Source organism: Fusicatenibacter sp. (genome assembly GCF_977045365.1).
This window is the reverse complement of record NZ_CDRRUH010000074.1, coordinates 1-13,548: the sequence shown is the minus strand read 5'-3', so window position 1 is coordinate 13,548 and position 13,548 is coordinate 1. Positions and strand designations below refer to the sequence as shown.

The 13,548-nt window shown below is 46.1% G+C and carries 12 protein-coding genes and 1 other RNA gene; all 13 read right to left on the bottom strand.

Features of this window, described 5'->3' with window-relative positions; genetic code table 11:
- Positions 1 to 175 precede the first annotated feature (175 nt).
- A complete protein-coding gene (locus ACY2VW_RS12990; RefSeq protein WP_461878337.1) occupies positions 176 to 721 on the bottom strand; it encodes a hypothetical protein in 546 nt (181 codons plus the stop codon).
- A 280-nt stretch (positions 722 to 1,001) separates the two neighbouring features.
- Complete coding sequence (locus tag ACY2VW_RS12985; protein ID WP_461874032.1) at positions 1,002 to 1,478, bottom strand: LURP-one-related/scramblase family protein; 477 nt, start codon at positions 1,476 to 1,478, stop codon at positions 1,002 to 1,004.
- Between the two features lie 199 nt (positions 1,479 to 1,677).
- Positions 1,678 to 2,035: a transfer-messenger RNA gene (gene ssrA / locus ACY2VW_RS12980) on the bottom strand.
- Positions 2,036 to 2,163: 128 nt separating this feature from the next.
- Positions 2,164 to 2,634: an SsrA-binding protein SmpB gene (gene smpB, locus ACY2VW_RS12975; RefSeq protein WP_022463315.1), complete on the bottom strand. Its 471-nt coding sequence runs from the start codon at positions 2,632 to 2,634 to the stop codon at positions 2,164 to 2,166.
- Positions 2,635 to 2,653: 19 nt separating this feature from the next.
- Positions 2,654 to 4,483, bottom strand: coding sequence for a ribonuclease R (gene rnr, locus ACY2VW_RS12970; protein WP_461878338.1), 1,830 nt, complete (start codon positions 4,481 to 4,483; stop codon positions 2,654 to 2,656).
- A 223-nt stretch (positions 4,484 to 4,706) separates the two neighbouring features.
- A complete protein-coding gene (secG, locus tag ACY2VW_RS12965; RefSeq protein ID WP_461878336.1) occupies positions 4,707 to 4,943 on the bottom strand; it encodes a preprotein translocase subunit SecG in 237 nt (78 codons plus the stop codon).
- An 86-nt stretch (positions 4,944 to 5,029) separates the two neighbouring features.
- Positions 5,030 to 6,373, bottom strand: coding sequence for a phosphopyruvate hydratase (eno, locus tag ACY2VW_RS12960; RefSeq protein WP_461878335.1), 1,344 nt, complete (start codon positions 6,371 to 6,373; stop codon positions 5,030 to 5,032).
- Between the two features lie 843 nt (positions 6,374 to 7,216).
- The gene (gene gpmI, locus ACY2VW_RS12955; RefSeq protein WP_461878334.1) at positions 7,217 to 8,758 is read right to left on the bottom strand and encodes a 2,3-bisphosphoglycerate-independent phosphoglycerate mutase; all 1,542 of its coding nucleotides are present in this window, start codon (positions 8,756 to 8,758) and stop codon (positions 7,217 to 7,219) included.
- Between the two features lie 40 nt (positions 8,759 to 8,798).
- Positions 8,799 to 10,088: a homoserine dehydrogenase gene (locus ACY2VW_RS12950; RefSeq protein WP_461878333.1), complete on the bottom strand. Its 1,290-nt coding sequence runs from the start codon at positions 10,086 to 10,088 to the stop codon at positions 8,799 to 8,801.
- Between the two features lie 15 nt (positions 10,089 to 10,103).
- The gene (locus tag ACY2VW_RS12945; RefSeq protein WP_055218381.1) at positions 10,104 to 10,487 is read right to left on the bottom strand and encodes a RidA family protein; all 384 of its coding nucleotides are present in this window, start codon (positions 10,485 to 10,487) and stop codon (positions 10,104 to 10,106) included.
- Between the two features lie 211 nt (positions 10,488 to 10,698).
- Entirely contained in the window at positions 10,699 to 11,235 is a 537-nt protein-coding gene (locus ACY2VW_RS12940; RefSeq protein WP_461878332.1) for an isochorismatase family protein, read from the bottom strand.
- 84 nt (positions 11,236 to 11,319) lie between these two features.
- A complete protein-coding gene (locus ACY2VW_RS12935; RefSeq protein ID WP_461878331.1) occupies positions 11,320 to 12,453 on the bottom strand; it encodes an ATP-binding protein in 1,134 nt (377 codons plus the stop codon).
- 571 nt (positions 12,454 to 13,024) lie between these two features.
- The gene (locus tag ACY2VW_RS12930; protein ID WP_461878330.1) at positions 13,025 to 13,432 is read right to left on the bottom strand and encodes a hypothetical protein; all 408 of its coding nucleotides are present in this window, start codon (positions 13,430 to 13,432) and stop codon (positions 13,025 to 13,027) included.
- Between the last annotated feature and the right edge of the window lie 116 nt (positions 13,433 to 13,548).

The window sequence follows — 13,548 nt, the reverse complement described above, 5'->3', positions numbered from 1 at the left end:
AACTTTGCTACACCACTTCCTCCATCCATACCGTTACTGATACCAACTTGTGGTTCGCTACACTTGGCGGTAAATACCCGTGACTGGACTTGCACCAGCAAGATTAGTGCCATGCTCGGCACACAAAAGCAGGCGCACCAGACATTGCCGTCTGATGCGCCCGTATCTGTCAATTTTATGATCCAATCGAGTATTCCATTGATGCCACGCTTAAGATAACGGTTGCGCTTTCATCCCCTTCCGTAAAAGCCGTCAGCTGCAGAACCGTATCCTGCTCCCCCTGCCACTGATAAATCTGATTTCCGAGTCCAGTTGCAATTCCTCCGCCATATAAAGAATTCAGTTTGTCTACTTCTTTCTGAATCCATGTATTGGCATCCTGTTCGATGTCAAAAGTAAAGGAAACCTGACTCAGCTGACCGTCCGAAAATTCCAGATCCATGTTAGATTCTGCATTTTCCAGGGAAAATTTTTCTTTGCTCTCGTATGTCTTTGTGCTGCTCTCATCACCCTGTCCCAGATCTTTTTCATCAAACTTCAGGGAACTCTGTTTGAAAAGCTGTTCCGAATCCGTTCCCCATTCAAAATCCGCATACTGGAAAACCTGCTCCTCTGTACAGAGTTCCTTTAAATCCAGATCTCTGCTCTGTGATCCTCCTGCAGATGCGCAGCCCGCCAGCAAAAACAAAGGTAATAAAAAGATTGTCTGTCTTATCTTCATAAAGTTTCCCCCCTTCTGTTTCCTGATTTTTCAATTAATACTGAATATTCTATCGTTTCTTTATTTTTTCTGTAAATTTATGGTATCATACTTTATTCTGCTGCGCAATACTTTTATCATGTTTCTATTTGCATCAAAGGAATGGCCGCCTCATGATACGCATAGAAAAAGACCGGTAACCCGATCTTTTTCCATACACCTTTTATCCAATTACGCTCGCGCCAAATGGCATAAACGAAAGCCTTGCCAGCTCCCCTGACGCCATTCCAGACACTGCCAGCTATCCATTATTTTGTGAACAGTTTGCCGCATCGATCGCCAGCACCAGTAATAATGCCGGAATTTCATTGTTCGGATTATCATATTCGATGACATACGTGTCACCCCAGCTCAGAAGTTTTTTATGTACGTGGACGACCGCACTGCAGGCTTCGTAGACATCGTAATCCCATCCCATGAAGTCACCTTCTGCACGCCATCCCATGAAATCTACATCATATTTTGGACGGAACAGTGCAAAACGTTTTTCGATATGTCCCATTAACTGCCCGTTCCATTCGATTTCGAAAGTTGGAAGAAAACAAAATAATTTCTGTTTGATAAATCCAATTTCGTTATGCGCCGCATCGTATACATGCAGACGGTGTCCCAGGGAAATAAATTCATTTTTCACAAAATACTTTTGGTTCCCCTGCTCGTCATAGATATCATACGTGTCTGACCAGGAAAATACACGTTGTTTGATCAGTAACTGCATATCTGCTCCCCTTTTCATTTTTCTATCAGAAAATCGACTTTTTTATGGAAAATTTTTCCTTTTCCCCTTAATTTTCGACCGCGATTTTGACCCCATTTTTTTCGGTCTGAAACGGTCTAAAACGCTATTTTTGCCCTGTTTTTTCTACCCAAAATGTACAAAAAAACCGCTAAAACACTGGATTTTAGCGGTTTTTCAGGTATGGACCTGAGGGGAATCGAACCCCTGTCCGAAAGCCTATTCATTCAGGCATCTCCCATTACAGTCATTCTATTAAAGATTCCCCCGTCGGCACGCCGGATGACAGGCTTGCCGCTTCGGTAGCTTCATAAAATCTTCCATCTCCGCAAAGCTTTGGAAACGAAGTGCTCCGCATCTGTTTGATGCCAGGAGAATAGCCGCGGAAAACTATTCAGCTGACAACGCCGCGCTTAGGCAGCGTACGCTACGTAATTATCGTCTGCGTTTAAATTTAGGTTCCAGGTTGATGACGCGGTCCCGGAGTCCACGAATGGCTTCCCAAACTTCAAAACCCCCGTCGAAACCAGTACAAGCCCGTGCTGGTTCTACAGACGCTTTTCTTTGATACAGGGACGCAAACAGATCGTCCCGGTGCAGTGAAAGCTCTCTTTCAACTGCCGTATATTGTATTATAGTCTTTCCCCATACTTTTTGTCAAGGATTTTTAATACAGATTTTTAACTTTGAAATCTCTCTCCGCCTCACGTCTCTGATCCTTCTTTGCGATATCCTGCCGTTTATCATACAGTTTTTTACCGCGTGCCAGACCGATCTCGACTTTTACGAGGCTGCCTTTAAAATACACCTGCAGCGGAACGAGCGTGTAGCCTTTTTCCTTGATCTGCGCCTCAAGTTTGCGGATCTCATAGTCGTGCAGCAGAAGCTTCCGGATGCGCAGCGGATCTTTGTTGAAAATGTTGCCTTTCTCATACGGGCTGATGTGCATGCCGTAGATGAAGACCTCATCGCGCTCAATGCGGATGAAGGACTCCTTGATACTGCATTTTCCCATGCGGAGGGATTTTACCTCGGTACCGGCAAGGGAGATGCCGGCCTCGTATTTATCCTCGATAAAATAGTCATGATATGCCTTTTTATTGTTGGCAATCATTCGATTTCCTTTTTGTTTTGCCATAGCTTTTTCCTCCAGGGATTTATTCTGTCTCGGTTTCTTTTTCTACATACGTAAAATCGATTGTCCGGTTGGCAGGCTCGGCGTTTCGTACACGGACGCGCACCGGCTCGCCAAGGCGGAAGACTCTTCCGTGCCGCTCTCCGACCAGACGGTAATTTTCTTCATCAAAATTGTAATAATCATCTTTGAGCGTCATAATGTGGACGAGTCCCTCAACGGTATTTGGCAGTTCCACATAGAAGCCCCATCCGGTCACGCCGGAAATGACACCGTTGTACTCCTCGCCGACATGCTCCAGCATATATTCGGCTTTCTTCAGCTTCACAGCCTCGCGCTCTGCCTCTGCGGCGCGCTGCTCCATTGCACTCGACTGCTCCGCCACATGCTGCAAAATGGACGAATATTTGCCGATTCTGCCGCCCTTGTCGAGACGTCCCCGCAGATCATCCTTGATAATGCGGTGGATCTGCAGATCCGGGTAACGGCGGATCGGTGAGGTGAAGTGGCAGTAATACGACGCTGCCAGACCGAAGTGGCCGCTGCATTCCGGAGTATAGATGGCTCTTGCCATCGACCGCAGCAGCAGGCGGCTGATCAGCGGCTCTTCCGGCGTTCCCTCGATGCTGGTGAGGATCTTCTGCACCTCGCCCGGCGTAATCTCGTGGGAACGCTTTTCGACTTTGATGCCCTGCTCACGGATCAGCGTCAGCGTTGCCTCCATGCGGTCTCCGTCCGGCTTGTCATGCGTCCGGTATAAGAACGGGATTTCGCGTGTGCAGTATTCCTCTGCCACGGTCTCGTTCGCCATCAGCATGAAGTCCTCGATCATCCGTGTTGCCACATTTGACGGATACGGACGGATCTCCACCGGCGTCCCTTCTGCATCAAGAATTACCTTGCTCTCCGGGAATTCAAAATCAATTGCGCCGCGCTCTTTCCGGCAGCTCCGGATCAGTGCGGACAGCTCCTGCATCTGGCGGAACATTGGAATCAGCTCATGATATTCCTCCAGCAGTTCCGGATGTGCTTCCGGCTCGGTCAGGATTGCATTGACGGCGGTATAGGTCATGCGGCAGTCCACGCGGATCACCGTCTCAGCGATCTGATGGCCGATCACACGGCCTTTCTCGTTGATCGTCATAATACAGGAGAGTGCCAGGCGCTCCTGTCCCTCATTCAGGGAACAGATGCCGTTTGACAGGCGCTTCGGCAGCATCGGAATAACACGGTCCGGCAGATAGACACTGGTGCCGCGCTTTAACGCCTCACGGTCGAGGGCGGAATTTTCCTGCACATAGTTGCTGACATCGGCGATATGAACGCCAAGAGTCCAGGTGTCTCCCGCTTTTGTAACGGATACGGCATCATCGAGGTCTTTGGCATCCTCGCCGTCGATCGTCACCATCTGCCAGCTTTTCAGATCGAGACGGCCGTTGTAATCGTTTGGGATTACTTCTTCCGGACACTTTCCTGCCTGTGTGATCACGCGCGCCGGGAACTCCTCCGGGATCTGGTAGGCGTCCACGACTGCCTGGATATCGACGGTCTGGATGCGCGGTTTTTTCTCCGTGTCGCCGTCCTTTCCATTCTTTCTGCGGAAGCGGTCATCACGTCCTCTTCTGCCCTGCTCTCCGGCGCGGCGGTCTCTTTTTTCTCGTTTTTCCGTCGTTGTGGATGCACCGCGGCTCTTCTGGTAACGGCCGTCGGAGATCACATCGATTTTTCCTTCTTTTACCAGGATTTCCATAACCTCCGCAAGCTCCGACCGTTTTGCTTTCGGCACCTGCAGCAGCATGGCAATGTCTTTCAGACGCATCGGCTCATAGTTTTTCGAGCTTACGAGATCCATGAGCAGCGTCTTGCGGTTTTTCAGCAGTTTCGAACTTCTGGAACGCGGATGGCCCGCATGACCGCCATGGTTCCCGCTATTCTGTCCTGCATGGGACGCCGCGCTGCCCTGCGGATATTTCCTCCGATCTTTTTTCTTTTTATTATCTTTCATCTATTATCTCCTCTTTGTAGAAAAAGACACCCTTACGCCTTCTCGTGGGAATAAGGATGTCTTTACTTTGCTAAAAATTCATGTTTAATACAACCGACAGTACAATAAACAGAACTGCCATGATTTTTGTTGCACGGATCAGAGTTCCTTCTGCAGAACGGCTTTTGTTTCTTCCCCAGTAAGTGTCTGAGATACCTGCGATAGCACCGAGACCCTGCTGTTTTCCTTCCTGCATCAATACAACAACGGTTAAAGCAATACAATCAATGACATAAATGACTGTCAAAATCGTTTTTAAAATTTCCACAATTACACCTCCTACGGCCAACTTATATCATTTTACCATAGCGGAAGAACGATTTCAACTGTTATTTGCCTATTTTACGCCGTTTTTCACCATTCTCTTACGCCGGTTCCCTTTTGTGGAAACGGATTCCGGTATTTCGCTTCCTCGCCGAGGCGTTCCTCGATGCGGAGAAGCTCGTTGTATTTCGCGTTCCGCTCGGACCTGCACGGCGCTCCGGTTTTGATCTGGCCTGCTCCTGTCGCAACGGCGAGGTCTGCCAGAAAATCATCCTCCGTCTCTCCGGACCGGTGGGAAATGACGGCGCGGTATCCTGCTCTTTGTGCCATCTCCACTGCATCCAGCGCTTCGGAGAGCGTTCCGATCTGGTTTACCTTGATCAGAACCGCATTTGCTGTGCCAAGCACAATGCCGCAGGAAAGTCTTCTTACATTCGTCACAAACAGATCATCCCCGACCAGCTGTACTCTGTCCCCCAGCGCTTCCGTCATCTGTTTCCAGCCTTCGAAATCGTCCTCGCACAGCCCATCCTCAATGGATACGATCGGATATTTTTCGATCAGCTCCTCATAGTAGGCAACCATTTCTGCAGTATCCCGAAATACTGTCTTTCCGCTCTGGCGGGATTCCCCGGGAAAGTAGTAGACGTTCCGGCTCTCCTCATAGAGCTCGCTTGCTGCCGCATCGATCGCGATCATCACATCATTTCCGGGTGTATAGCCGGCTTTCTGGACTGCAGTGACAATGAGCTGCAATGCTTCATCGGAATCCTTTAAATCCGGCGCAAAGCCGCCCTCGTCGCCGACAGAAGTCGAGTATCCCTGCTCTTTCAGGAGCTGCTTCAGCGTATGGTAAATCTCCGCGCACATGGAAAGCCCCTCCCGGAATGAGGGAGCGCCGCACGGCATAATCATAAATTCCTGCAGATCGACGGTGTTGTCGGCATGACGGCCGCCGTTTAAAATATTCATCATCGGCACAGGCATACGACTTGTGTGGCAGCCGCCCAGGTACTGGTACAGCGGCAGATGAAGCGCATTTGCCGCCGCGCGCGCCACAGCAAGTGAGACACCGAGAATGGCGTTTGCCCCGAGGTTTTCTTTCGTTTCGGTTCCGTCTGCCTGGCACAGGATATGGTCGATCCGCTCCTGCTCGAGCGCATTCTCGCCGACAATGGCATCGGCCAGCACGGTATTGACCGCTTCTACGGCCTTTCTCACGCCCTGCCCCAGATAACGCGTTTCCTGATCTCTTTTTTCCAGTGCCTCAAATTTTCCTGTCGATGCCCCGGACGGCACCTGGGCACGCCCCATATGGCCTTCCAGCCCGAGAATGCCCTCTCCGACAGCCACTTCCACCTCCACGGTCGGATTCCCGCGCGAATCCAGGATTTCTCTTCCTGTCACGCTTCGAATTGGTAAATATCGAAACATAGTTTTCCCTCCTGTTTTGCTGCAAAGTGAACAGTAACCAAGTTTCTTCTCTGCGTTCACAGTATGACCGTGCTATGTGAAAAATATGTTGCTCTCTCTGTCGAAACCTCTTTTTTCCAGTCCTTATTCTTTTCAAACATAAAAAAACGCAATATGAAAGCCATCCGATTTTTCCATTTTCGGATGGCTTTCATAAGTTAGAACTGTGCATTGGACTGAATCCTTTCTTTTTTATTTTTTATTTTTGTTCTTTTGTTTCGCTTTGGGGTACTTCGTTACGTTTTCTTGGGTCCATACCTTCGCTTTCTTAGTTTATGGGGTAATTCGTTATGTTCTCGGTGGTCCGTCCTCTCTTTCTGTTTTTTTCTTCCGTTTTCTTTTGTTGTCTTTACTATATCAGTTTTCTTCTCATTTGTCAATACTTTATTTTGATTTTTTATATGTTTTCTATTTTTATTCTGTCTCTTATTGCGTAATTATTTTTATTTTCAGATTATTATAATAAAATATCCCTGCCGCACCCGTTTCAAAACGAATCCGGCAGGGACATTTTCACGTGTTTTTGAAAAAGCTGACTATCCTCGAAAGGACAATTCAAATTATCCTTATTCATTTTTCTCAAATCTGCTCCCTTTGCTGATTTCAGCAATCGGGAAACTAAATAAAATCAATATTTTATTTGAAAATCGCCGTATTTTCAGGGGTTTTACTATGCGGAGAAATAAAAAAACCTTGGGATATGAGTAAAATTCCCATATCTCAAGGTTTAATTTTTTCTATTGGACGCTAATCATTTTTGCCTTTTTCAGAATAATAAAGCTTGTCCTTTACAACGATTTCTCTTTATTTCTTAATCAGCAGGGATTTTCCTGTCATTTCTTTTGGCTGCTCCATTCCCATCAGCTCGATCAGGGTCGGTGCGATGTCTGCCAGGCAACCGCCCTCTCTTAACGTGTAGGATGGATCTGCATTAACCAGAATGAACGGAACCGGATTGGTGGTATGAGCGGTGTATGGCTCGCCGGTCTCGTAATCTACAAGCTGCTCTGCATTTCCGTGGTCCGCACAGATGAACATCTGGCCGTCAACCTCTTTTAATGCTTCAACTGCTTTGCCTACGCACTCATCAACAGCCTCAACTGCCTGGATTGCTGCGCTCTCAACGCCGGTATGGCCAACCATATCCGGATTTGCAAAGTTGATGATGATGACATCGTATTTCTGGGAACGGATGGCATCCGTCAGCTTGTCGCATACTTCGTAAGCACTCATCTCCGGTTTCAGGTCATAAGTAGCAACCTTCGGGGATTTCACAAGGATTCTGTCCTCACCTTTATTTGGCTCCTCAACGCCGCCGTTGAAGAAGAAGGTTACGTGTGCATATTTCTCGGTCTCGGCGATACGAGCCTGCGTCATGTTATGTGCTGCCAGATACTCACCGAAGGTATTGGTGATCTCTTCTTTTTTGAATGCAACGGATTTGTTCGGGATAGTCTCATCGTATTCCGTGAAGCATACGTAGGTCAGATCCAGACGTTTTTCTCTCTCAAATCCGGTGAACTCATCTGCACAGAATGCTCTTGTCAGCTCTCTTGCACGGTCCGGGCGGAAGTTGAAGAAGATCACAGAATCTTTATCCTGAATCGTTGCAACCGGTTTTCCGTCTTTTTTCAGAACGGTCGGCAGAACGAACTCATCGGTTTTTTCAGCATCATAAGAAGCCTGAACAGCCTCTGCTGCATCGGTTCCTTCTACGCCTTCCCCTTTTGTCAGAGCCTTGTAAGCCAGCTCAACACGATCCCAGCGGTTATCACGGTCCATTGCATAGTAACGGCCGGAGATCACGCCGATTTCGCCGACACCGATCTCATCCATTTTTGCCTGCAGCTGCTCAACATAGGATTTTCCGGATGCCGGAGGAGTGTCACGGCCATCCAGGAAGCAGTGTACATAAACTTTCTCGAGACCCTTACGTTTTGCCAGCTCCAGAAGTCCGAATACGTGGGTGATGTGGCTGTGAACACCGCCGTCAGAGAGAAGTCCGAACATATGCAGTGCGGAATTGTTTGCTTTTGCATTTTCAACAGCCTTTACCAGCTCTTCATTCTCGAAGAAATCGCCGTCCTGGATTGCTTTTGTGATTCTGGTCAGCTCCTGGTATACAACACGGCCTGCACCCATGTTCAGATGACCTACCTCAGAGTTACCCATCTGTCCATCTGGAAGACCTACAGCAAGTCCGCTGGCCTGTCCTTTTACGTACGGGCACTGGCTCATCAGCTGGTCCATAATCGGAGTTTTTGCTTCGCAGACAGCGTTATGCTCGCATTTGTCATTCAGTCCATATCCGTCAAGAATCATTAATACGGTTGGTTTTTTACTCATGGTGAATTCCTTTCTTTTTTAAGTTTTATTTCTGTTTCAATTAATATACCCGGATTGTCGAGGAAATCTCCTGGATCATCGACATTCCGCCTAAAATCTGCATGGCATCCTCAAAATGGCGCTCTTTGACCTCGTCTGTAATGACGACGATCTCGGCATATTTTCCATTGACACGTTTCTGAAGCATCTGTGCAATTGAAACTTTGTTGTTTCCAAAGACAGAGGCTACTGATGCCAGCGTTCCATACCGATTTTCAATCTGCATGCGTACAAAATATTTCGACTTGATTTCGCCGACACGCTTGATCGGGCATTCCCGGTAGCATGTACAGCCGATTCTGCCGCAGCAGTTCCATAAAATATTGCGCACGACATCGAAAACATCACCCACAACAGCACTCGCAGTCGGAAGCTCTCCGGCGCCTCGTCCGTAAAACATCGTATCCTGTACCGCATCGCCTGTCAGGAATACGGCATTGTAGGAATCATTGACGGTTGCAAGCGGATGATTGCTGTCGATCAGCATCGGATGAACACGGGCTTCGATTCCTTCCGGAGTATCTTTTGCCACACCGAGCAGCTTGATCGTGCATCCCATCTCTTTGGCGTACTGGATATCGGTCGCCGTGATTTTGGTAATGCCTTCGGTATAAACATCTTCAAATGTCACTCTGGAGTTGAACGCTGCCGAAGCAAGGATTGCTACCTTGCGACCGGCATCAAGACCTTCCACATCTGCGGTCGGGTCTGCTTCTGCATAGCCCATGTCCTGCGCCAGACGGAGTGCATCGCTAAACTCCATGCCTTCCTGCGACATTTTTGTGAGAATGAAATTTGTGGTACCGTTGAAAATACCCATCAGCTCTGTGATATGATTGGCGGCAAGGCATTGTTTCACCGGACGGATGATCGGAATTCCTCCCGCCACGGATGCCTCATAGAGAAAATCTTTTCCGTTTCTCTTTGCTGCCGCAAGGATTTTTTTGCCCTCGGATGCCACCAGGTCTTTGTTTGCCGTTACAACATTCTTTCCTGCATCCAGGCAGGCAAGAATGTTGTTCATAGCCGGCTGTTTTCCACCCATAACCTCAACAACAATCTCGATCTCCGGGTCATTGGCAATTTCCTCAAAGTTCGTGGTAATGATCGACGGATCGTCAACCTTTGCAGCTGCTTTTTCCACATTGCGCACGAGAATTTTTTTCAGCTCCACACGCGCTCCCAGTTTCGGAAGCATTTCCTCCTGCTGGCTTTTCAGCACTTTGTACACACCGGTACCGACGGTGCCAAGACCCAGCATTCCGATTTTAATTACTCTTTCCTCTGCCATACTCATCTCTCCCTCTTATTTCAGGGATACGATGCATTCAATTTCTACTTTTGCTGCTTTTGGAAGAGCAGCAACTGCTACACAGGAACGAGCCGGTTTGGACTCGCCAAAGAAAGCACCGTATACTTCATTTACCTTGGCAAAATCGTTCATATCGGTCAGGAAAATGGTTGTTTTCATCACTTTCGTGCGGTCAGTTCCTGCTGCTGTCATGATTGCGTCCAGATTCTTTAAAGAGAGGGTTGCCTGCTCTTCTACGGTTTCCGGGATCACGCTGCCATGCTCTACATCAAAGCCAAGCTGTCCGGAAATAAATAAAAGGCCGTTGTCTGCGACTGCCTGTACATAAGGTCCGATTGCTGCCGGTGCTTTTTCTGTATTAATGATTTCTCTTGCCATAATCATATTCTCCTTTATGCTTTCTTTCGCGCCGTCCGATTCGCCGCGTTTTTTCCTATATCATGCGGTTTTGCCGACACATTTTGTCGTTCCCATCATATCACATGTGGGAGATGTCCGCAAGTGCGAAAAAGCCGCTCCCGGACACAAGCAGAATTCCGGCTCCAAGATATGCCTGTTTGTCCGCAGATTTTTAAATACCTGCCCTAAATTATGATACTTTTCCGTTGAGTAACTCCAATGCCCTGTCCATAGATACGCAGTCTGCATAGCGTTCCGGCCAGAGAAACTCATTATAGTAATGGTAGCTCTGCTCCCCGGTCATGTGCGCATTGTCCTGCGTGGAATTTGCATAGGCAGGAACAATCATATGCAGTCCATGTTCAAAACCGGCCTCTACGGTAGCATTGATACAGAAGTCAGTCATGATGCCGCAGACCATCACATCTTTTTCACCTTTGGCTGTCAGATACTCCAGCAGACCACTCTCTTTTCTGCATGCACTGCATGCAGTCTTGACGAATCGTTTTTCAGCGGGCGTCGGCTGAAACTCAGAATAGACCTCAAACTCATCGTCCCCGATAGAAAATCCAGTACCCGGACCATCATCGTGCTGAACATAAAGAACTTCTATCCCCTGTTCCCGAGCGGTCCCAATCAGCTTCTTGATATTACTGACAAACTTCTCGAACGCATATAAGCGTTCATCTACGATGCCATTCTGTGCATCAACCACTAATAAAACCATGTGCGATCTCTCCTTTTTCTTTCGCTTTGTTCCACCACAAATTACGGGGCGCTTTCTTTGTCACACGTTTCAAAATACTCCCTCTTATTTTTTGTCAAGGCTCTTTTTGACTCTATATTTTCTGTTCCTATTTGCACCAATTACCTCGATGTCATCCATCGTTGCTAAAATCGCCCTTGTTCGTTGAGCACTTAAACCAAGGACATCTGCGATATCCTTTGTTGCAGTCTCCCCGGACTGTAAGAGATATTTATATATCTTAACAACATTATCGCTTGTTTTTATCGTTTGTTTTTTAATAAATTCAAGAGTTAAGATCGTACGATCCGGTGCAAATCGTTCTTCGATCGTTGGTTCTTTCCAGTGCGCATCTTCCCAAGTATTAAATATGTTAGGCACTCCGCTGCCGGAACGTTCTCCAATATTGATCAGGTTGAACATTTTCATCAAAGATTTATTTCTTGGATCAGATTCTCCGCCTTTACGCATCTGAATTTTTCCAGTACGAATATAGCCCGGATTTTCAAAAATAATTCTTCTCGGTTCTTTTTTTATAACCACACCACGAGTTCCATAGTAATCCGCATTGATCAGGCAATTTGCCAGTGCTTCTCTGAGCGCCTTATGAACAGGAGTATCCTCGATTCGATCTCCACCCTGCAATGCAAACGGTGTTTTTATATCCAGACTGATTTTGTTGTACACTATAAAATAAAAGTCACACAAATTTCCAGACCAATCCCCAGAACTCGACTGGATACGGTCTGTCCACCGAATTGTTGGGTCAAGCATTTCGCGATAATCGAGAAAATATTCCGGAAAATGTCTTACAATGTTGTATTCGTCTCCAAACATCAGCATACCCGCAGCGGTTGGATGGAGTTCTTTGTCTTCTCTTGAGATTGCAGCTGCACCAATACTTCTGAGATATTCAGCATCATTTAAGCGTTCAAAAGGATGCCCTGGCTTCAGGGTACGATGACGATTTCGATAGCCCTGAACAGTCTCATAATTTAAATCTTCCATCGGCACATCGTCCAGAATTTCCATGTCCATCGTGTTTTCTGCCTGATCACGAAACATTGTTTTCACTTGTAAACGCGTACAGCGATAGTCACCTTCATGATTTCTTCTGAATGTGGAACCAAACAGATCGTCATTAATATACACTGGTTTCTGATCTCGCTTAGCCATTGGAACATACACTACAATAATCAAATCCCCCTTGAGATTATATGTCTCTACATCATCGTCCTTTAAAATATTGACATTGACTTTTTTTCGATTATTAATTCTGATTAAACTATCCGAATTTCATAATACGAGTGTTGATTATTTATTGGGCTTAACGGACGAAAAACGCCCCTATCCACGTAAAAAGTCCAATAATCTTTAAACCACTCGAAGCTTACTTTCACATAAAATCCGAAAAGATGATATAGCAAACATGTAAACCATATATTATGTCATCAAATACTTAACTGTATTGTACCAATTTTCTTTAAACGAATCAACTGCTTCATCAGCTTCTTCAACTGTTTAACCGTAACAATAGACGCATCCAATTATCTATAATGATAAATCATTTCCTTTCCCCACATAGTTTTGACGCCACTAGGGATAGTAAATATCAAGATCACTTGATAATACTACAGCTGTATATCCTAACTTCTGGACAACCTCTTTTTTCTATGAAAAAGAGACATTGACACATATTGATCAATATCTCTCTTTCAATGACTAAAAATATTATATTTTTTATAGCTTACCCGTTTTGACAAATTGGAATTTACTCATATCTACTTAATAATTCATTGGCATAGTAAGCTAGCCGTTCACAAGGCTCATATTTAGTTTTGTATCCTGTTCCATTTATTATTATAAAGGGATTACAAACTGTTATTTTCTCTGTAGTTCCATCTGCCATTTCAAGCGTAAAAGTAACTGTTTGACCTGCATAGTCCATATAAGAATCATCTGCATTATAGATAACAACATCTTTAAGAAGCGCAACAAATTCCTTTATTTCCACAATTTCTACTGTTTTATCGGGTGGTCCTAAAAGAACTGTGGCAGAAACAATATCCGATGTTTTCAAATCTTTATAAGGTCTTTTTCCCGTAAAGGTAACTAATGATATAGCAATTACCACCGCAATCAATAGACTAACTACCATTAGCCATTTTTTCTTTTTCATGTGTCCCTCCTCATATAATCAAGTGTTTTTTATTGAAAATTCAAGGTTTTTCAACCTTTCATATCTCAGTGAATAAGCCACAGCTATGAGCATTTCGATGTATCAGGTACTGAAAT